This window comes from Christensenella sp. KGMB01412 (assembly GCF_055522415.1).
The window spans coordinates 240,942-260,778 of the sequence record NZ_JBVFVW010000002.1 but is presented as its reverse complement, the minus strand read 5'-3'; the positions used below and the strand labels follow the sequence as shown (position 1 = coordinate 260,778).

The following is a 19,837-nucleotide window of genomic DNA, read 5'->3' as shown; positions in this document are numbered from 1 at the left end:
TCCTCCCCCTTAACCAAGCAGCAGCAGGAACGGCTTTGTGATGTACCGTTTGAGTTCCTCTAAAAATTCCGCTGCCGGAGCGCCGTCAATCACCCGGTGGTCTGCCGTCAGGCTCAACACCATCATTGGCCGCACTGTGATCTCGCCGTTTATGACGACGGGTTTTTCCACGGCGCGTCCTACGCCGAGTATCGCTCCCTGCGGCGTACTGATAATCGGCGTAAACATATCGATGCCCATACCGCCAAGGTTTGTGACGGTAAATGTGCCGCCAGCCATGTCCGCGCCTGTCAGCTTTCCTTCCTGCGCCTTGCCGATGAGCTGCTTTGCCTCCACTGAAATCTGCGGTACGGACAGCCTGTCGGCATGATTTACAACCGGCACGAGCAGTCCGTTTTCCACTGCGACGGCCATTCCGATGTTGATATCCGAATGGTACACGATTTCCTCACCCTCGAGGCTTACATTTACATAAGGCTTTGCTTCAAGCGCTTTCGCTACCGCTTTGATCAGCATATCGTTCACGCTGACCTTAACGCCCTGTGCCGCGAATTCTTCGTTCAGTTCTGCGCGCAGCTTCATAAATTCGGACATATCCACGTCTGTCGAATACGTAACGACCGGACATGTAAAGTAGCTGTCCACCATATTGCGCGCGATAGCCTTCCTCATGCCGGACATCGGCTCGCGCCTGTCCGCCTTCGTTTCCTGCGCGGCAAAAACAGCCTGTCCGTGTTCCTCCGCTGCCGCTTCACGACTTTTCAATCCCTGTGCGTAACGCTCCACGTCCTCGCGCACAATGCGCCCGGACGATTTTGAAGCCTTCACATCCGCAAGGTCCACGCCAAGCTCCTCTGCAACCTTCCTCGCGAGCGGAGACGCCTTCACACGCCCGCCCGTTTGCCGCTGTGTTGTATCACGGCCTTCACCTGCCTGATAACGTTTCAGGTCTTCCTCAGTGATCCTGCCGTCCGATCCTGCGGGGACAACATCCGCAAGGTCGATCCCCATTTGACGCGCCATACGTTTTACTGGAACAGACGCCTTCATTTTTTCCTGCCTTGCCGCTGCGCTCTTTACGGGCGCCGCCTCTTGCTTTGCCGGTATAGGCGCGTCCTTTTGCCCGCCAGCCTCCAGCTCTTCTTTGGTAAGAAGCGTACCGACTACCGTAGAAACCGGAACCGTTTCTCCCTCAGCCACCTCGATATGCAGGTACCCGTCCTTGGTGCTCTGCACATTTGCCGAGGCTTTATCGTACTCTATTTCATACAAATCTTCGCCAGGCTTCACATAATCGCCGTCCGATTTATACCAGCGTACAATCGTTCCTTCCTTCATGGTCTGGCCCATCCTGACCAGATATATTTTATTTGCCATTGTTTTCTCTCCCCTGCGCTTTTATCGCAATTTGTCAAAAGATTGGTTACAGGCTTTTGGCAAATTGCATATGCAAGCGGTTTATCAAACGTTTCACATAACCTGCGTTATGTTCAGTCACTTTAGAAAATCTCCGCGATCATATCCGCCACTTTATCGGGGCCTGGAACATACGCGTCCTCCAAAACAGGGCTGTACGGAACCGGACAGTCCGGCGCGGTGATACGCAGGATATTTTCATCCATCTCGTCGAGGCATTCCTCCGCAACGATTGCCGCAATCTCAGATGCAAAACCGGAAGTGTGTACCGCTTCCTGAACAATCGCAAGCCGGTGTGTTTTACTGATAGAATTCAGTATCGTTTCCTTATCGAGCGGCACGAGCGAACGAAGGTCGACAACCTCGGCGCTGATTTCTTTTTCCGCCAGCTGCCCAGCCGCCTGCATCGCTACCTGCGTCATCATGCTCCAGGAAACGATCGTAATATCGCTGCCTTCACGCATGACATTTGCTTTTCCAAACGGAACCGTGTAATCTCCCTCCGGGACTTCTCCCTTCATGCTGTATAATGCCTTATGTTCAAGAAACATTACGGGATTGTCGTCCCTGATCGCCGTCAAAAGAAGCCCCTTTGCGTCCGCGGGCGTCGCGGGCATCACTACCTTAAGCCCCGGAATATGCGTAAACATTGCTTCCAGCGTCTGGGAATGCTGCGCTGCCGCACGCACCGTCGCGCCGGAGGCCGCCCTTACGACAAGTGGCATCGTGCATACGCCGCCGAACATATAACGCATTTTTGCGGCCTGGTTCATGATCTCATCCATAGCGACTCCCGCAAAATCCACGTACATCAGCTCCACGATCGGGCGCATGCCAAGCGCTGCCGATCCGACGCCAAGCCCTATGATCGCCGTTTCGCTGATCGGCGTATTAAGAATACGCTCCGGCCCAAATTCATCATAAAGCCCTGACGTTACGCCAAATGCGCCGCCCAGCTTTGCTACGTCCTCGCCCGCAAGGAATACCATGGGGTCTTTTTTCATTTCAAGCTCAATCGCTTCTTTGATCGCTTCACCATATGTTAAATTACTCATCTTGATTCTCCTTTGATTCAATATTTGTTTGGGCTCAGACATATACGTCTTCCGTCAGGATCGAAACATCCGGCCACGGGCTTTCCTGAGCGAACTCAATCGCTTCTTCTATTTCCTCGTCCACCTTCTTTTCGATCGCGTCAAGTTCTGCCGCGCTTGCATATTTGCCGTCCAGCAAATCCTTACGGAATTTGGGGAGCGGATCTTTCTTCAGCCATTTCTCATGTTCCTTTTTTTCACGGTAAATAAAGAGCCTTGCATCCGGATCTCCTTCCCAGTGCCCCAGCCTGCGCCATGTTTTAAACTCCATCAGCGTTGGGCCGCCGCCCTTTCTTGCGCGTTCTACCGCTTCATCCGTTGCGTCGATCACAGCCATAATATCGTTTCCTTCCACCGTTACGCCCGGCATTGCGTATGCCTTTGCGCGCTCGGAAAGGTCTGCAAGCGTGGTAAGCTCCCTCTGGCTTCCGGAAATTCCGTAAAAGTTGTTTTCCAGCGCATAGATCACCGGCAGCTTCCATGCCGCCGCAAGATTCAGGCTTTCGTGGAAGGTTCCCCTGTTGGATGCTCCATCGCCGAAAAAGCACGCGCAAACCTGTCCTTTGCCAAACGTTTTGCAGGCATAGCCCGCGCCTACCGCAATCGGCAGGCCAGCGCCCACAATACCATTCGAGCCCAGAATACCGAGCTCCATATCGCAGATGTGCATCGAGCCGCCTTTGCCTTTGCAATAGCCCGTCGCCTTGCCGGAAAGCTCTGCCATCATCAGCTTCAGGTCTCCGCCCTTTGCGATCAAATGGCCGTGGCCCCTGTGTGTGCTTGTAATGTAGTCGTTGTTATTGAGCACGCCGCAAACGCCTGCCGCAACGCCTTCTTCTCCGGCGTACAGATGAACCGAGCCGTGCAGCAGCCCGTTTGCATACTGCTCATGCGCCGCCATTTCAAAGGCGCGGATCGCAACCGCATTGCGGTAAATCTTAAGTAACATCTCTTTGTTCTTTTTCATTTCAAACCTCCATAAGTATCCTAATGTTTTGTTTTTTCTGTGCTATCAAGCCTAAATCGTTTGTTTTCCATAAAATAGTGTCGCCAACAAAACAAACGCCGTGCGCCTGTGCTGTGACCGGGAATCGCCAAATTTGTTTTGAGTTTTTATTTTGTCAGGATAAAATTTTGTCGTGCTTGATGAGATCGTTTTGTGCATTTGTTCTTTTCATTCATTCTATGCTACCCACCCGCCACTCCTCCATGTTTATCTTGTCAAAAAAACGCGGCGGTTTTGTTGTTTACTCCTCCTGCCCTGCGTCAGAAATGCCAAAAGAGCGCTTTTTTCACCGCGTTACTTTTGCACAAATTAGTCCCGTTTTTTCAAAAAATATGAGCAAAAAAGGAAAAGCAATCATTTTTATTTGTTTGTATAGTGAAACCATAGTAATTTGTCAAAAGGCCAGTTACAGGCTTTTGGTATAAATTGCATATGCAAGCGATTTATCGGATGCTTTTAAATCCTGTATTGGGTTGAATCGCTGTAAAGCCCACAAACCTGCAGGCGCTCAAAAAAAAGGAACACTCAATTTGCCTGTATTCGCATGACGTCACAAAACCATTATGGATCATCGGCTGTGAAACATTCGCCAAATGTTTTGATAGGATAAAATGGAAAACATTTCTATTCAGAAAGGAGAATCACATGAAAACGACTCAGGAATTAAAAGATTTTGCGACAAACATCCGTATCGAGAACATCAAATGCCTTAAAAAGCGCGGTTTTGGCCACGTGGGAGGCTGTATGTCCGTTGTAGAGGTTCTCGCAGTCCTTTACGGCAGCATCATGAAATACGATCCAAAAAATCCGGGCTGGGAGGGCCGCGACTACCTCATAATGTCTAAGGGGCACGCAGGTCCCGCCCTGTTTGCAACGCTTGCCCTGCAGGGTTACTTCCCTTTGGAATGGCTTGATACGCTTTCCGAACCCGGAACGCGGTTGCCCAGCCACTGCGACAGGCTTCTCACCCCGGGCATCGACGTTTCTACCGGCTCTCTTGGACAGGGGCTTTCTATCGCAGCGGGGCTCGCGCAGGGCTTCCGGATCAAAAAAATGGATAACCGCGTATTCACGATATTAGGAGACGGTGAAATCGCCGAAGGCCAGATCTGGGAAGCTGCCCAGTACGCCACGCATTATAAGCTTAACTGCATTACTGCATTTGTTGACTGGAACAAGCGTCAGGTAGACGGTTACGTCGAAGACATTATGGATGCAGGCGGCATCGCTGAAAAATTCGAGGCGTTCGGCTGGTATACGCTCACAGTAAACGGCAGCGATGTGCAGGCAATCCAAAATGCAATTTTGAAGTCAGACGAACAGCGGGCTGACCGTCCTGCCGCCATCATACTTGACGGTATAAAGGGAAGCGGCGTGCCTGAATTCGAACAGCTCGAACACAATCACCACTTCGCGCTGGATGCCGGCCTTGCAGACAAAGCGATTGCAGATCTGGAAAAAAAATTATCCTAACCCAAAGGAGGTAAGCATATGTTTCAACTGGATTACAACGGAGCAATGGAGCAGACGCCTGTTACAGAGCTGTTTTCCAAATTTCTCAGTCAATCTCTCAGGGACGATCCTGATATGGTCTATCTTGATGCGGACCTCATGGCCGCAATCGGCGCGCTGGACGTACGCGCCGATTATCCTGACCGCGTAATCAACTGCGGCATACAGGAAAGCAATATGATCGGCGCAGCCGCGGGGCTTTCGCTTCTGGGCTTCAAGCCTTTTGTACACAGCTTCGCCGCATTTGTCACACGGCGCGCATTCGACCAGATATTCCTGTCCATCGCTTATGCGGACAAAAGCATCCACATCATCGGCAGCGAGCCGGGCGTCCGTCAGGATTTCAACGGCGGCACGCATATGACGTTTGAAGACGTGGGCCTGATGCGTACGATCCCCAATGCGTATATTTTTGATATCACAGACAATGCGATGCTGCTTTCGGTCTTAAACCAGACCAAAGATAAAAAAGGCGTGTTTTATTACCGGCTGCCCCTCGCGGAAATCGTCAGGGTTTATGCGGACGGTTCCGATTTTGAGCTTGGCAGGGGTAACATCCTGCGCGAAGGAACGGATGCAAGCATCATCGCCTGCGGGCTTCTTGTCCCGGCGGCGCTTGAGGCGGCAAAGCTTCTTGAAAAAGACGGTGTTTCCGTACGCGTCGTCGATATGTTTACGATCAAACCGGTCGATGAAGCCCTTGTCGTGGAATGCGCAAAAACTACCGGTGCAATCGTCACTGCGGAAAACGCATCCGTATACGGCGGCCTTGGCGAAGCCGTGGCGCAGGTTGTCACGGAAAAATGTCCCGTATTTATGCGCCACGTAGGCATCAGGGATGAATTTGGCGAGGTTGGCCCGGAAAGCTATCTTTACGAACGCTTCGGCCTTACCGCCGAAAATCTGGCGCAAAATGTAAAGGATGCCGTAGCGGCAAAAAAGGGGGCAAAGTAAAATGGCTATGAAGGTGATCATCGGTGCGGATCCTCTTGGGTTCGCCATCAAGGAAGACGTAAAAAAATACCTTCTTTCAAGCGGTTATGAAGTGGAAGACATCACAGGCGACGGCCCAATCGATTACTACAATGTAGGGTACAACGTCGGCAAACGAATCTCTTCAGGAGAATTTGAACGCGGGATTATATTCTGCGGTACCGGCATGGGCGTAAACATCGTTGCAAATAAATTCCCCGGCGTATATTGCGGTTTGTGCGAATCCGTGCTTACCGCAAAGTTGTGCCGCATTATCAACAACTGCAACGTACTCTCCATGGGCGGAACGCTCAACGGCGGTTTTAAGGCTGTTGAAATGGCAAAAGCGTTCATGGAAACAGGATTCTCCGAGGGGTTTTCTGAAGCGAGCCCGGAATTCCTGCAAAAATCTTTTTGCTGCGTGCAGGATATTGAATCAGAGATTTTCAACTGATCAAAAACCGTTTATCCTCTATCCAAAACCACATACATACGATTGACATCGCAAACAGGCGGGGCAGGATTGCCCCGCCTGTTTGCGCCATAAAAAAGATTTGATATTCCCTGATGTGGTTATCTTAATTAAAATATAAAGGACGGTTATGGTTATGGAACATCCTATGGATATGCCCGCGCATGGAGAAGGCGGACATATGATGAATATGGGAAACCTGAAGAAAAAATTTTTTATTTGCCTTATACTCACGATACCCATTCTTTTTTTATCGCCCATGATGGGTATGGCTCTTCCATTTCAGGTGACGTTTGAAGGTTCGGAGTGGATTGTGCTCATCCTTGCCTCTGTCCTTTTCTTTTATGGCGGTATGCCCTTTTTAAAGGGGGCGGTATCCGAACTGAAAGAAAAGCGGCCCGCGATGATGACGCTCATTTCCCTTGGCATCATAGTCGCCTACTTTTACAGCGTTTATGCGTTCATCTCCGCCAAAGCAAATCCCGGCCACACCCACGCGATGGACTTCTTCTGGGAGCTTGCGACGCTGATCGACATTATGCTGCTCGGGCACTGGATTGAAATGAACGCCGTTATGAACGCGGGGAACGCAATGCAAAAAATGGCGGAGCTCCTTCCGGGCAGCGCACAGGTCGTAGCGCCTGACGGAAGCATCCGGGAGGTGCCCCTGCAGGAGCTTACCGTCGGGCAAAGCGTGCTCACCCGTGCAGGTGAAAAAATACCCGCTGACGGCGTAATCGAAAAAGGCGAGACCACTGTAAACGAATCCATGGTTACCGGCGAAGCGCGCGCCGTCGCGAAAAAAGCCGGAGATAAAGTAATCGGCGGTTCTGTAAACGGCGCGGGTACGATTACCATAAAAGTAACGGGTACGGGCGAGTCCGGTTACCTTGCACAGGTGATGCAGCTCGTAAACAGCGCACAGCAGGAAAAATCAAAAGCCGAATCCCTATCCGACAAGGTTGCAAGATGGCTCTTTTACGCCGCGCTTTTTGCCGGAATCGCCGCGCTTGTCGTCTGGCTTATTGTGAGCCGCAATATGGACACTGCGCTTACCAGAATGGTAACGGTCCTTGTGATTGCCTGCCCCCACGCGCTTGGCCTTGCAATCCCGCTCGTTGCGGCGCGTTCCACATCGCTTGGCGCAAAAAACGGGCTTTTGGTGCGTAACAGGCGCGCGCTTGAAACAGCCAAAAAAGTCGATGTAATCATGATGGATAAAACCGGCACGCTCACGGAAGGCAACTTCCGCGTCACTAAGGTTCTTTCGTTCGAATCCGGCCTTAATGAAACGGATATCCTCGCTATGATGGGCGGGCTGGAACAAAATTCCAATCACCCGCTGGCAGCAGGCATCCTCAGGGAAGCGCACGACCAAAACATCAAATTGTCCGGCGCGGATGACGTCAAAAACGTTCCGGGCGTTGGCCTTGAAGGGACGCTGGGCGGCAAAAAACTCAGCATTGTGAGCGCCTCCTATCTTGACCGGAACAATCTCCCTTACGATAAACAGGTCTTTGCAGAGCTTTCCGGAAAAGGCTATACCGTAAGCTTTCTGGCAGTAGACGGCAAAGTTGCCGGGCTGGCGGCGCAGGGAGATGAAATCAAGCCCCACGCAAAGGAAATGATAGACGCGTTAAAGCAACGAAACATCCGGCCTGTGATGCTTACCGGCGACAATGAAGCCGCCGCGCAGGCTGTTGCCAAAAGCCTTGGTATAGACGACGTACACGCTTCCCTCCTGCCGGAGGACAAGGAACGCATCATCAGGGAATACCAGCAAGAGAGCCTCACGGTAATGATGGTCGGTGACGGTATCAACGACGCGCCCAGTCTTGCGCGGGCAAATATCGGCGTTGCCATCGGCGCGGGAACGGACGTGGCAATCGATTCTGCCGACGTGATCCTTGTGCGCAGCGATCCCGCCGATATCCTGCATTTCCTGTCCCTCGCACGAAATACAAACCGTAAAATGGTACAGAACCTGTGGTGGGGCGCGGGTTATAATATCGTGGCAATCCCGCTTGCGGCAGGCGTGCTTGCGGGCGCGGGTATTCTGCTCAGCCCTGCGGTCGGCGCGGCGCTGATGTCCTTGAGTACGATTATCGTGGCAATCAATGCGGTTACGCTCAAAATCGATTAGTCAAGCACCATGATTGGAAAGCAACCAAAAAAGGCCAGTCGTATTTTCATACGGCAGGCCTTTTTTTGAAACCCTCTTTTGATCATCCCAGCTGTTGCTCGATGAGCGACGCAAGCCTCACGGCATGCTCTGTGATCTGCCCGCTGTCTTCGCCCTCAATCATTACGCGTACAAGCGGCTCTGTGCCTGAGGTTCGGATGAGTACCCGTCCGGTACCCGCCATGCGCTGCTCAAGCAAATCGATTTCCCTGCAAATCTGTTCATCCTCCGCATAAAAATGCTTTTTGCTTTCAGATACTCTTGCGTTCACCAATACCTGTGGCAAAATACTGATCACACGGGCAAGCTGCGAAAGCTTCATTCCGCGCTTTTTCATGACCGATACCAGATGGAGACCGGAAAGGATACCGTCCCCCGTTGTGCTTTCGTCAAGAAAAATGACATGTCCGGACTGTTCCCCTCCAAAATTACAGCCTTCCTGCCGCATCTTTTCAAGCACATACCGGTCCCCCACGTCCGAGCGTAAAAGGCGTATTCCTTCCCTTTTAAGCGCAAGCTCCATGCCCATGTTACTCATCACCGTCGCTACTACCGTATCATGCGCAAGTTTTCCTTCGTTTTTCAGGTCGATTGCACAGATCGTCATTACCTGATCGCCGTTCAGGATCGCTCCGTTTTCATCCACCGCGATCAGCCTGTCGGCGTCCCCGTCGAACGCAAGGCCAACATCGGCTCCCATTTCCCGCACCTGCGTCGCGAGGCTTTCCGGATGAGTGGAGCCGCAATTTTCGTTGATATTGGTTCCATCCGGCATGTGGTAACAGGCATGCACCTTTGCACCCAGGCGTTTGAACAGCTCCGGCGCAACCGCTGAAGACGCTCCGTTCGCGCAGTCGAGCACAATCATAAGCCCGTCGAGCGGCATTTTTGCAAGTGATTCAATGTGATCCACATATTCGCGCTCCGCGTTTTTATGCCGTACGCGCCTGCCGATCTCCATGCCTGAAGGGGCGGGAATCTCCTGCCCGCCGGTTGCGATCAGCGCTTCGATCCGGTCTTCAATACTGTCCGCCAGCTTGAATCCGTCCATGCTGAAAAACTTGATTCCATTGTATTCCACCGGGTTGTGCGACGCGGAAATCATCGCCCCTGCGTCGCAGCCAAGATGCTTCGTCAGGTATGCGACGGCAGGAGTTGGGATCACTCCCGCAACGACGGCCTCCGCTCCCGCCGAGCAAACGCCCGCCACAAGCGCGCTTTCCAGCATGTCCCCTGAAATCCGCGTATCCCTGCCGATCAATATCTTTGCCTTATGCACCGCGTTTGTAAGGCAGTATGCACCTGCCCTGCCCATTTGATACGCGAGGTCTGCATTCAATTTCCCGTTTGCGATGCCGCGCACGCCGTCCGTGCCAAATAACCTTGCCATATGCGCTCCCTATTTGCAGCACGCGGTAATCTGGCGTATCAGGTTTTCTTTGTCATACGCACAGCCAGCGCGCTCCATGGCCCATGCTACCGCGCCCACTACCGGGGGATGCTCCAGCTTGATGAATGTAAAGCCGCCTTCCGCTTTCTCCCCGCACAGATTGCGGGTAAGGGACTCGATAATGCGTCCGTTTTTTCCTTTGGTGTAAAGGGAGCCGAGCATAACCACCGGAATCGGCCTGTCCTGCGGGAAATCGAGCTCGTCTACAATCGCGCAGATATCCTTTGCATTCTGCTTGCCGCAGTTTTCCAGGATTTCCAGCGCAACCTCGTCGTCCATACACGCCGCTTCAAATAATATCGGCGCAAAAGATTTTGGCTCCAGCGTATGCTCGCTCACGCCGCATATAATTTTCTCCATCAGCGCGTCGCGGTCCGATACGCCCATACATGCAAAAAGCAGCTGCGCCATGCACGTTTTTCTGCCGTTCCGGAACAGCATATCGTACACATAATGCACCACCTCCGAGCCAAGCACCTTCCCGCCCGCATAATCGCCTGTCAGTTCGAAAAGCGCGCCGCGGTTACATTGCCGTCCCTGCGGATCGATCCCGCACGCGCCGGTTCCCGAGCCGTTTAGCGTGCAGATTCCCCACTGTTCCGGCGAACCCGCCTTGATTCCCAGAAAGGAATCGTTGCATAAATGAAAATGCGTAAGTCCGCATTCCTCGATAAATCCCGCTATCTTTTGCTGCTGGGCCTTACAATCTACGCCCGCCATGCCAAACACAGCTTCCGTCTCTTCCCAGCTGATTCCGTTTTGAGTGCGTATCCGGTCCAATAACGTTTGGAGTTCCTGCCGAAGCTGTCCGTAGCCGCCCGGCATAAACTCGTGGCTCGTGGTTCCCCACTGCAAATATTCAATCAATGTCCCGTCCGCGCGGAACAGCGCACAGTCTGTCTTTGTACCGCCGCCGTCTATACCCAGTATGTATTTACGCATTTTGCACGTTCCCCGTTTTCTCAAAGAATGTATTTCGCCGCTTCCCGGTCCACGATTATCGTTACGTCCCTGTGCAGCCGCAGGAAGGACGCCGGAAATTCCGGATAGATCGTATTTTCCTCATACAGCTTGCGAATCCCGTTCGCTTTCTTTTCGCCGTTGGCGATTAATGCGATCTTCTTCGCTTTGAGGATCGTCGCCATACCAAGCGTAATCGCCTGTGTGGGCACATCGTCGATATGATCAAAAAACCGCGAATTCGCTTCAATCGTATCCGGATCAAGGTCCACAAGGTGTGTCTTTTCATAATAATACGGAGCGGGCTCGTTGAAACCGATGTGACCGTCGTTGCCAATGCCCAGTAAAATAAAATCAAGGTTCCCCGCATCCTCGATCTTTTGTTCAAATTCCGCGCAGGCCGTATCGATATCCTTGGTTATGTCCGGCACAAAGGTGTTGTCATAGTTGATATTTACCCTGCTGTAAAGATATTTGTTCAGGAAATAATAATATCCCTGCGGATTGTCCTTCGCGAGCGGAATATACTCGTCTATGTTAAAGGATTTCATCTTACTGAAATCGAGGTTTTCCTCCTGATGCTTTTGTGCAAACAGCTCCAGCGGGCGTTCAGGCGTTCCTCCCGTAGGCAGCGCCGCCACAAGCTTTGGGTTCTCCTTCAAAAGCTGCGCCATCATGTCCGCAGCTTCCCTGCTCATTTCCTCATAATTATCTTTGATGATAAACTTCACGTGTTACCTCCCCAGTACATATGCCCGGCGGACAAACCATCCGCCGGGCATCTTTTTGTCACTCTATTACTTTTTTCCTTTTATTTTCCTAAAACAACCGTCTTTCCATTGTCGCTGGCTTCATAGCACGCCAAAACAATTTCCACGGCCTTTTTACCGTCCTGCGCGCCCGGATTGGTGGGCGTATCGTTTTTGATCGCATCCTGAAGCGCTTCGATTTCGGCTGCAAACAGGTTCTTTGGCTCATATTCGTATTCCTGTTCGCCGCCGATGTTGACCACACACTGCCCGTCCGGATTGCGGAATACCGTACCTATGCCGTATGCAGAGCCCTTCGATCCGTATACCTCACACATATAACGGCAGTTTTCCGTAACAACCGTCGCGTCTACAACGGCCTGCGCTCCGTTCTCGAATTTCAATACCGCCGTGCAGATGTCTTCTACAGAATACTTATCGCTCAGCTCATTGCCAATGGTGTCCGCAAACGCAATCACCTCTTTTACATCGCCAAGCCAGTACCGCATCAAATCCACGCAGTGCACGCCCATATCGAGCATCGAGCCTCCGCCTGAAAGTTCCTTGCGCGCCAGCCAAAGCGGCTCGCCGTCCGGGCCGTATTCGCCGCGGTAATAAGACATCTGCGAATGCGCCGTACCGATTTTTCCAAGGTCTCCATTGTCGATCAGCTCTTTGATGTGCTGATGCGCCTTATGGAAACGCAGCATATGCCCAATCTGGATTTTTACGCCGTTTGCTTTTACCGCTTCTTCTATTTTCTCGCATTCTTCCACGTTCATCGCCATCGGTTTTTCCAGCAAAATGTTCTTTTTGGCATTTGCCGCCTTTACCGCCAGCTCGCAGTGTGCAAACACCGGCGTTGCAATATAAACGATTTCAACCTCCGGATCGGCAAGCAATTCCTCAATCGTATCATAAGCCTTAGGAATGTTGTGCGTTTTTGCAAACTCCTGAGCCTTTTCCGGAAATTTATCCGCAACCGCGATCATTTCGCAATCCTCTGCCTGGCGAAAACCCGGCATGAACGCGCAATCCGCGATGTCGCCTGTTCCAATGATGCCCCATTTCATAGCTATATCCTCCTGATTTTTTACCGTTTTAAATCCACTGGTTTACGCCGCGTACCGAAAGGAAGTTCCCCGATACCTGGTCGTTGTCGTTATCCGCAAAATACATAACGGCTTTTGCGATATCGATGGGTTTCTGCCAGCCGGATTTATCCATGTTGTCTACATCCACGCCATCCGCACGAAGCGCATCCACATTGAGGGGCGTATCCAGATCGCCCGGCAGTACTGTGTTGACTCTCACGCCAAAAGGCTGGAAATCGAGCGCATGCGCTTTTGTAAGCATTACAACCGCGCCCTTTGCCGCACAGTATGCAGCCAGATTCGGCTCTGCGTGAATCGAGCAGTCGGAGCCTGTATTAACGATATTGCCCTTGCTCTGCTTCAGGTATTTTGCGCATGCCTTTGTCATGTAAAACATCGAGTTGAGGCATACTGCGATCACCTTGTCCCACTGCTCTGCGGACATGGTGTCCACATTTCCGCGCGGCGCGATTCCCGCGTTGTTAAAGAGGATATCGATGTGGCCAAAATCGGCTGCAATCTGCTCCACGGTCTTAACGACCATATCGTAGTTGGCAACGTCGCACCCGTAGGCCTTTGCTTCCTTGCCAAGCGCACGGATTTCCTCGCAGGCTTTTTCCGCAGCCTCTTTGTTGAGGTCTACAACCGCTACGTCAGCTCCGTTTTCTGCAAGCAACAGCGCCGTTGCTTTTCCAATCCCCGATGCGCCGCCGGTTACAACCAATAATTTCCCGTCAAATTTCTTCATGTTTATTTCCTCCGTTGTTTAGATTTATTATACGTGATACCAAAACTTATTTCTGTTAAAATATGGTTACTTGATGATCTGCTCCTTGCGGGAACGGTCTGCCGTGAGGCATACCGCCGCAATAACGAGCGAACCGAATACCACCTGTTGCATCGTCATATCCACGCCGACCATATTCATTCCGTTGTTGATCACCACTACGATTGCACAGCCAAGCAGTGCAAACAGGATATTTCCCTTACCGCCCGCAAGCGCTGTTCCGCCGAGCGCGCACGCCGCGATTACCTGCAGCGTAACTGCGTCGCCTACGGTTGGAATACCGCTCTTGAGCTTCGCTGTAATCATAATTCCCGCGATTGCAGCGCAAAGGCCCGCAAACAGCATAGTCGTAATCTTCACCTTATCCACATTCACCCCTGCAAGCCGTGCGGAGCGTTCGTTTGCCCCCACTGCAAAGGTGTACCTTCCAAACTTTGTGTATTTCTGGATCAGGTAAGCGACTACGAATACCGCAAGCGCGATCACAAACAGCAGCGGGATCACTCCCAGGTTGATCTTTGCAAAATCGATCATCCAATAGTTATCCGGCTTCACCTGCAAAGGTACCGATCCGGAAACGAGCAGTGCAAAGCTTTGCCAGATATTCATCGTACCCAGCGTCGTAATAAACGACGGAATCCGAAGCTTCGTGTACAGTATTCCATTGAGCGCGCCCGCGCCGATTCCAAACAGTATTGCCAATACGAACGAGAAGGCTCCCATACCGTCGCTCATCATCAGCGTAAGGAGTACCGAGCAGGACGCGTAAATCGCGCCGATCGAAAGGTCGATTGCCCCGGTGAGCAGTACAAACGTCATACCGCAGCCGAGTACCAAAAGCGTGCTCAGGCTTACCAGCATATCGGTAATATTCTGCGGGAGAAAAAACCTGTTATTGATAATCCCAATGACTACAATCAATATGACAAGCGCAGACAGGCCGATGAAATTTGCAACTGAAAACTTCTGGTTTGTTTTAATAGATGGTGCTTTCATTTTCTTCATCCCCTTTACATCATGTATTTGACAATTTCAACCTGGTCCGGCTTATTGTCTTTGCCCGCTCCCACTTCGCCCGTCACAAAGCCATCCTTCATGATGATGACGCGGTTGGAAAGCCCGATACATTCGTCAAGCGTGTCGCCGAGCAGTACCACCGATATGCCGCGCTCCGTAACGTCGCGGATCAGGGAATAGATTTCCTCTTTTGCACCGATATCCACACCCCTTGTCGGATGGTTCAGGACAAGGATGTGCGAGCCGCTCAGGATAAGCCTTGCAAACAAAACCTTCTGCGCGTTGCCGCCGGAAAGGCTTTCCACCAGCTCTTCCCTGTCCCCGCACTTGATGTTAAGTCTCTTAATGAGGTCGTCAACCGCTTTATCCTGCAACTTCTTGGACAAAATTCCCTTTTGTTTTACAACGTCGTAGTTGGAAACGCATACGTTTTCACTGATGCTGAGGATACCGATGATCCCTTCGTCGCGGCGCTCCTTGGGTATTCCGAGTATCCCGTTTTTAAGCGCCTGGTTGGGAGCGGTGAACCTGCAAGGCTTCCCGCCTACTGTAATCGTGCCTTCGGTCGGTTTGTCGTCGCCGACAATTACAGAACACAGGCTTTCCTTCCCTGAGCCTTCCACACCGCAAATTCCCAGAACCTCGCCCTTATGCAGGTCAAAGGATACATCCTTAAATTCCCCATACATCGAAAGGTCTTTTACGCTCATCACCACGTTTTCGCCGGGAGTGGTCTGCCGAGCGATCCTGTAGTATTCGCCCGATGTGGCGCGGCCCACCATCATTTCATACAGCTTATTTTCGTCCGCATCCTTTGTCTGCACCTCGCCGGTATTTTCACCGTCGCGGAAAACAACAATACGGTCTGTGATCCTCAGCACCTCGTCCAGCCTGTGGGATACGAATACGACTCCGTGCCCTTCCGCCTTGATATGCTCGATCAGGTCGAAAAGCTTGCCAACTTCTTCGTCGTTCAGGATCGAGGTCGGCTCGTCCAGAAGGATGATTGCTTTTTCATCCTTGCTCCTGCCGCAGTTTTCGCCCATTGCCAGGTTGAAAACCTTTGCAATCTCAACCATCTGCCTGGTGGAGAACTGCAGGTCACCAACCTTTGTCTTTGGATTGATGTGGGAAAGGTCTACGATTTCAAGAGCTTTTTCCGCCTCCTGATACATATGCTTCCAGTTGATAAATCCATTTTTACGAAATCTTTTTTCCTGCCCGAAGAAAATATTCTGTCCAACTGTCAGGTTTGTAATCAAAGACTGTTCCTGGAAAACCATTCCGATTCCCGCACAGTGCGCGTCATCCGCATTTTTTGGCGTGAAGGCGGTTCCCCTCATTTTCATTTCGCCGGAGGTTTGCGGCTGCACGCCGTTTATGATCTTGAACAGCGTGGATTTACCGGCGCCGTTCTCTCCTATGAGTCCCAATACTTCGCCTGAGCGTATTTCAAATGATATGTCGCGAAGCGCATAATGGGCACCAAATTTTTTTGATATTTTTTCTGCTTCAAATAGAATTTCATGTGTCATAATTGCTACCTGCCCTCTTCATATCACTTGTTGATGATCTTCTTCCCTCTTGCTACCGACGCTGCGACTGCAATCAGTATGATGACGCCCTGCACGCCCACCAGCAAATACTGGTTAACGCCGAACATAATCAATCCGCTTCGAAGTACTGTCATAATCAGTGCGCCGATCAGCGTGTTCACAACGCCGCCCCGGCCGCCGCTCATTGCCGTACCGCCGACAACGACCGCAGTAAGCGCCGGGAACAGCTGCCCCTTGCCCATCGTCACGTCGCCGCGTCCAAGAAGCGCGAGCATCAGAACGCCTGCGATGCCGATGCAAATCCCGGACCAGATGAACGCCTGTATTTTGACCTTATTTACGTTGATTCCAGCCATCTTCGGAACCTGTTCGTTATCGCCGATTGCATATACGTATCTGCCAAACGGCGTATATTTTTGCAATATGAGCGCAACCACAAACACTGCGATTGCAATATAGGTAATAGCCGGAGCCGGTCCGATATCTATAAGGGCCAGGTTTCGGAACGCTTCGTCCGTTACGGTTGCGGGCTCCAGGTTATAGGTAATAACCGCAAGGCCTGCACCTACGTTTGTAAGGCCAAACGTTACCATAAAGGATGGTATGCGCAGCTTTACATACAGGAATCCGGCCAGAAAACCAAACGCTGCGCCCGTGGCGATTGCGATCACCACACCCCAGATTCCCATGTTCATTGTGTTTTTTGTGTTTGCGATCAGCACGCTTGCGACGCATCCGCAGAATGCCATCATACCGTCTACGGATAAGTCGATGCTGCCCATAATAATGACGAATGTCGCACCGATCGATAATACCAGCGGAATTGCCAGCTGTGTCAGGATTGCCGTCAGGTTTTCAGGTGTAAAAAAGCCGTTTGCCGATATTGAAAAAACCACTACCAGCGCTACCAGGATGAGAATTGGCGCATACTGTACGATCTTTCCTTTTTTCTGTTCCTTCTGGACTTTGGCTGCAAATTCCTGCGCAATCGTATTCGTGGTATTCATGTGATTTGTTTCCATTTGCGTTACCCCACTTGTGTGATGCACTGCGCGGGAGCTGGAAGCCGCTCCCACACGCGCACCGATTATATTATTCGCCTATTTCCATCGGGCGGGCAATAATATCATACATTTTGCTTCTGTCGAATTCTTCAGCTAATTTTTCCTTGGTAAAGTTCGCTTCATATTCTTCCACATTGTCCGGCGTCAGCAGATATCCTTCTGTGTAGAACATTCTCTGGCCGGGATCCATCTCGCTCGTCTTGATCTCTCCGGTGTATGCTGCATACGGGAATGCGAGACCATAGAAGCCCTGCAGCCAGCCGTTGCTCGCGTAGGACGCCGCCATATCGCCGTTTTTGATTGCCGATATCGCATCCGGAATGCCGTCAACGCCGCATGCAAGTACTTTACCGTTGAGTCCTTTTGCTTTGAGCGCTTCTACAGCCGCCAGGCATGTCGCGTCGTCCGCCGCCCACAGGCCGTTTGCTTCGTCGCCATACTTCGCCGTCCATGTCTGCGTCACGGACAACGCCTGCGCCGCAACATAGTTGCTGGATTGTTCGTCGAGGATTTCCACGCCGGGTGTTTCCTCAACCGCCTTGTGCACGCCCTTCTGCCTTGCAAGAGGCGAGCTGTTTGCAAGCAGTCCGTTCAGGACAAGTACTTTTCCTTCGTTGGGCGTCGGGAACTGTTTGAACATTTCTTTGGCAATCTCATAACCGGCCTGTTCGTCGTCCGGCGTCTGGTGCATTACATAGTATTCGTAATCCGTGGGATATACGCCGTCAGCCATGCTCCATACGCTTGACCAGTATACGCCTGCTTCTTCGCACAGGTCCGCTACAACCGCGGCAACCGGCGCATTGTTCGGATCTACGTAGAGAATCGTATTTTTGCCGCCTTTTGCAATCAGGCTCTTGATGTCGTTGACCTGCTTTTCATCCTGCCCCTGGCATTCCAGAATCTGCAGTTCCGCGTCCACGCCCTCTGCATTCAGCTTTTCTACGAAGATCTCTGCGCCTTCCTTAACCTGTACATAGTACTGGTCTTCAAGCCCGCGGATCGATACGCCTACCAAAAGCTTCTCACCGGTAGCTGCGCCGCCGTCTGTTGACTCCTCTGATGCCGGCGAAGCCTGAGCGCTGCTGCCGCTGTCTGCCGATGCTTCCGCTGACGGAGCTGTTTCCGCAGGTGCGCAAGCTCCAAGCGTCAGTGCAAAAAGCACAAGTAAGACCATAGCCACAATCCTAAATTTTTTCATCCATATTTCCTCCCTTGGTTTTTTAATTAAAGTCATTACGACTAAAATTCAGTAAAAGTTACCATGCGCTTCGTTTTATATCACAAGTTTTATCCCTTAGTACTTGGAAAATTTAAACGAATCCTGTAGAATGATTTCATTGCGTCCGTTTCCAAAACGCTTTTTATTTTGTTTTTACTTTTCTTCTTTGAAATAGTACTTCGATTTTTTCAGATTGGATTTTGATTTTTCACGGAGAGCTTAACGCCCTCTCTTTTGTTTTTTTCATCGTAACATATCGCACATAACTTGTCAATACTTAATGTTTTATTTTGTTCTTTCTTCTTTTTTCATGAAAATTATCCGATGATAAAATAATTTTCCTGTTTGTTTTTGTTCATTACGATTCAATGACCGCAGGCAGCCCAAGTTCCTTCGCCCGATTTAGAATATGCTGCATTGTTTCATCCGGACAGGGCAGCGTACCTGCAAGCCCATAGGGCATTCCAAGGCTTTTATATTTTCCTTCTCCAAGATTGTGATAATTCAGAATATCCACTTTTATGACGCTTTGTCCAAGCGCTTTGATAAACGAAAGCCTGTTTTCAATTTCCTCAGGCGAATCGTTGATCCCATTCACCACAATCATGCGGATAATCATATCCTTACCCATCTCTGCGATTTTTTTGGCATTCTCAAGGATCAACCCATTGGCAACGCCCGTATACCGCTCGTGGACCTGAGTATCGATCGCTTTGATGTCGTACAGAACCAAATCCACCGCCTGCACAACCGGCATAAGCTTTTCCCACGCAAGATGCCCGGCCGTATCAAGCGCAGTGGCAATCCCCCTGTCTCGCAGCAATTTTGACGTTTCAATAATAAACTCTCCCTGCAGGGCCGCTTCTCCGCCGGAAAACGTAACGCCTCCGCCGGAATGATCGTAAAAATCCTTGTCGCGTACGAGCTTTTCGCACAGTTCCTCCGGCGTAACCTGCGTGCCCAGCATCTCGTAGGCGTCATAAGGGCAAACCTCTACGCACGTACCGCAAACTACGCATTTTTCGCGGTCGATTACCGCAGCTTTCCCGCCCATCGTAATTGCGTGCTCCGGGCAGGCCCGGGTGCAGGCGCCGCAGCGCCTGCATTTGTTTTCGAAGCTCAAAATCTTTTTTTCACTGCTTAGCAGCTCAGGATTCGCGCACCATTTGCAAATAAGATTGCACCCCCTGAAAAACACCGTTGACCTGATTCCCGGGCCATCCTTTGTCGCATAACGCTGGATGACGGAAATTTCTCCAATTGCTTTACCCATTCTCCCATGTA

Annotated in this window: 17 protein-coding genes; 4 read left to right on the top strand and 13 right to left on the bottom strand. The window is 51.2% G+C overall.

Annotated elements, in window-relative coordinates; genetic code table 11:
* Window positions 1-9 precede the first annotated feature (9 nt).
* The 3 genes from ACS5WU_RS04295 to ACS5WU_RS04285 all read right to left on the bottom strand — a co-directional run bounded on the left by ACS5WU_RS04295 (window position 10) and on the right by ACS5WU_RS04285 (window position 3,477).
* Window positions 10-1,377 (bottom strand): 2-oxo acid dehydrogenase subunit E2, encoded by a 1,368-nt coding sequence (locus ACS5WU_RS04295; protein ID WP_046444070.1) that lies wholly within the window; start codon window positions 1,375-1,377, stop codon window positions 10-12.
* A 122-nt stretch (window positions 1,378-1,499) separates the two neighbouring features.
* Window positions 1,500-2,471, bottom strand: coding sequence for an alpha-ketoacid dehydrogenase subunit beta (locus ACS5WU_RS04290; RefSeq protein ID WP_302759950.1), 972 nt, complete (start codon window positions 2,469-2,471; stop codon window positions 1,500-1,502).
* A gap of 34 nt (window positions 2,472-2,505) precedes the next feature.
* Window positions 2,506-3,477, bottom strand: a complete 972-nt coding sequence (locus tag ACS5WU_RS04285) for a thiamine pyrophosphate-dependent dehydrogenase E1 component subunit alpha (RefSeq protein ID WP_059108668.1) — start codon at window positions 3,475-3,477, stop codon at window positions 2,506-2,508.
* Between the two features lie 684 nt (window positions 3,478-4,161).
* Between ACS5WU_RS04285 and ACS5WU_RS04280 the strand changes: the two genes are divergently transcribed.
* The 4 genes from ACS5WU_RS04280 to ACS5WU_RS04265 all read left to right on the top strand — a co-directional run bounded on the left by ACS5WU_RS04280 (window position 4,162) and on the right by ACS5WU_RS04265 (window position 8,615).
* Window positions 4,162-4,989 (top strand): transketolase, encoded by an 828-nt coding sequence (locus ACS5WU_RS04280; RefSeq protein WP_302759949.1) that lies wholly within the window; start codon window positions 4,162-4,164, stop codon window positions 4,987-4,989.
* A gap of 18 nt (window positions 4,990-5,007) precedes the next feature.
* Window positions 5,008-5,982: a transketolase family protein gene (locus tag ACS5WU_RS04275; protein WP_302759948.1), complete on the top strand. Its 975-nt coding sequence runs from the start codon at window positions 5,008-5,010 to the stop codon at window positions 5,980-5,982.
* 1 nt (window position 5,983) lies between these two features.
* Window positions 5,984-6,454, top strand: a complete 471-nt coding sequence (locus ACS5WU_RS04270; protein ID WP_052740533.1) for an RpiB/LacA/LacB family sugar-phosphate isomerase — start codon at window positions 5,984-5,986, stop codon at window positions 6,452-6,454.
* Between the two features lie 154 nt (window positions 6,455-6,608).
* Window positions 6,609-8,615, top strand: a complete 2,007-nt coding sequence (locus tag ACS5WU_RS04265) for a heavy metal translocating P-type ATPase (protein ID WP_046444065.1) — start codon at window positions 6,609-6,611, stop codon at window positions 8,613-8,615.
* Window positions 8,616-8,697: 82 nt separating this feature from the next.
* Here the strand turns inward: ACS5WU_RS04265 and glmM are convergent, their stop codons facing one another.
* The 10 genes from glmM to ACS5WU_RS04215 form a co-directional block, all read right to left on the bottom strand.
* Entirely contained in the window at window positions 8,698-10,044 is a 1,347-nt protein-coding gene (gene glmM, locus ACS5WU_RS04260; protein ID WP_302759947.1) for a phosphoglucosamine mutase, read from the bottom strand.
* A 9-nt stretch (window positions 10,045-10,053) separates the two neighbouring features.
* Window positions 10,054-11,046, bottom strand: a complete 993-nt coding sequence (locus tag ACS5WU_RS04255) for an N-acetylglucosamine kinase (protein ID WP_302759946.1) — start codon at window positions 11,044-11,046, stop codon at window positions 10,054-10,056.
* 20 nt (window positions 11,047-11,066) lie between these two features.
* On the bottom strand, window positions 11,067-11,795 hold the full coding sequence (locus ACS5WU_RS04250) for a glucosamine-6-phosphate deaminase (RefSeq protein ID WP_302759945.1): 729 nt from the start codon (window positions 11,793-11,795) through the stop codon (window positions 11,067-11,069).
* Window positions 11,796-11,875: 80 nt separating this feature from the next.
* Window positions 11,876-12,886: a Gfo/Idh/MocA family protein gene (locus ACS5WU_RS04245; RefSeq protein ID WP_059108673.1), complete on the bottom strand. Its 1,011-nt coding sequence runs from the start codon at window positions 12,884-12,886 to the stop codon at window positions 11,876-11,878.
* Window positions 12,887-12,914: 28 nt separating this feature from the next.
* The gene (locus tag ACS5WU_RS04240) at window positions 12,915-13,655 is read right to left on the bottom strand and encodes an SDR family NAD(P)-dependent oxidoreductase (protein ID WP_059108674.1); all 741 of its coding nucleotides are present in this window, start codon (window positions 13,653-13,655) and stop codon (window positions 12,915-12,917) included.
* Window positions 13,656-13,721: 66 nt separating this feature from the next.
* Window positions 13,722-14,690 (bottom strand): ABC transporter permease, encoded by a 969-nt coding sequence (locus tag ACS5WU_RS04235; protein ID WP_302759944.1) that lies wholly within the window; start codon window positions 14,688-14,690, stop codon window positions 13,722-13,724.
* Between the two features lie 14 nt (window positions 14,691-14,704).
* Entirely contained in the window at window positions 14,705-16,246 is a 1,542-nt protein-coding gene (locus tag ACS5WU_RS04230; protein ID WP_059108676.1) for a sugar ABC transporter ATP-binding protein, read from the bottom strand.
* A 23-nt stretch (window positions 16,247-16,269) separates the two neighbouring features.
* The gene (locus ACS5WU_RS04225) at window positions 16,270-17,289 is read right to left on the bottom strand and encodes an ABC transporter permease (protein WP_082674771.1); all 1,020 of its coding nucleotides are present in this window, start codon (window positions 17,287-17,289) and stop codon (window positions 16,270-16,272) included.
* 70 nt (window positions 17,290-17,359) lie between these two features.
* Window positions 17,360-18,532, bottom strand: coding sequence for a sugar ABC transporter substrate-binding protein (locus ACS5WU_RS04220; RefSeq protein WP_059108678.1), 1,173 nt, complete (start codon window positions 18,530-18,532; stop codon window positions 17,360-17,362).
* Window positions 18,533-18,911: 379 nt separating this feature from the next.
* Entirely contained in the window at window positions 18,912-19,826 is a 915-nt protein-coding gene (locus ACS5WU_RS04215) for a glycyl-radical enzyme activating protein (RefSeq protein WP_320606887.1), read from the bottom strand.
* Window positions 19,827-19,837 lie beyond the last annotated feature (11 nt).

What these genes read in the sequence shown, in the direction of transcription:
- ACS5WU_RS04295 (WP_046444070.1), bottom strand. Translation starts at nt 1,377, where the DNA reads ATGGCAAATAAAATATATCTGGTCAGGATGGGCCAGACCATGAAGGAA.
- ACS5WU_RS04280 (WP_302759949.1), top strand. Translation starts at nt 4,162, where the DNA reads ATGAAAACGACTCAGGAATTAAAAGATTTTGCGACAAACATCCGTATC.
- ACS5WU_RS04235 (WP_302759944.1), bottom strand. Translation starts at nt 14,690, where the DNA reads ATGAAAGCACCATCTATTAAAACAAACCAGAAGTTTTCAGTTGCAAAT.
- ACS5WU_RS04270 (WP_052740533.1), top strand. Translation starts at nt 5,984, where the DNA reads ATGGCTATGAAGGTGATCATCGGTGCGGATCCTCTTGGGTTCGCCATC.
- ACS5WU_RS04230 (WP_059108676.1), bottom strand. Translation starts at nt 16,246, where the DNA reads ATGACACATGAAATTCTATTTGAAGCAGAAAAAATATCAAAAAAATTT.
- ACS5WU_RS04255 (WP_302759946.1), bottom strand. Translation starts at nt 11,046, where the DNA reads ATGCGTAAATACATACTGGGTATAGACGGCGGCGGTACAAAGACAGAC.
- glmM (WP_302759947.1), bottom strand. Translation starts at nt 10,044, where the DNA reads ATGGCAAGGTTATTTGGCACGGACGGCGTGCGCGGCATCGCAAACGGG.
- ACS5WU_RS04290 (WP_302759950.1), bottom strand. Translation starts at nt 2,471, where the DNA reads ATGAGTAATTTAACATATGGTGAAGCGATCAAAGAAGCGATTGAGCTT.
- ACS5WU_RS04215 (WP_320606887.1), bottom strand. Translation starts at nt 19,826, where the DNA reads ATGGGTAAAGCAATTGGAGAAATTTCCGTCATCCAGCGTTATGCGACA.
- ACS5WU_RS04275 (WP_302759948.1), top strand. Translation starts at nt 5,008, where the DNA reads ATGTTTCAACTGGATTACAACGGAGCAATGGAGCAGACGCCTGTTACA.
- ACS5WU_RS04240 (WP_059108674.1), bottom strand. Translation starts at nt 13,655, where the DNA reads ATGAAGAAATTTGACGGGAAATTATTGGTTGTAACCGGCGGCGCATCG.
- ACS5WU_RS04225 (WP_082674771.1), bottom strand. Translation starts at nt 17,289, where the DNA reads ATGGAAACAAATCACATGAATACCACGAATACGATTGCGCAGGAATTT.
- ACS5WU_RS04245 (WP_059108673.1), bottom strand. Translation starts at nt 12,886, where the DNA reads ATGAAATGGGGCATCATTGGAACAGGCGACATCGCGGATTGCGCGTTC.
- ACS5WU_RS04265 (WP_046444065.1), top strand. Translation starts at nt 6,609, where the DNA reads ATGGAACATCCTATGGATATGCCCGCGCATGGAGAAGGCGGACATATG.
- ACS5WU_RS04220 (WP_059108678.1), bottom strand. Translation starts at nt 18,532, where the DNA reads ATGAAAAAATTTAGGATTGTGGCTATGGTCTTACTTGTGCTTTTTGCA.
- ACS5WU_RS04285 (WP_059108668.1), bottom strand. Translation starts at nt 3,477, where the DNA reads ATGAAAAAGAACAAAGAGATGTTACTTAAGATTTACCGCAATGCGGTT.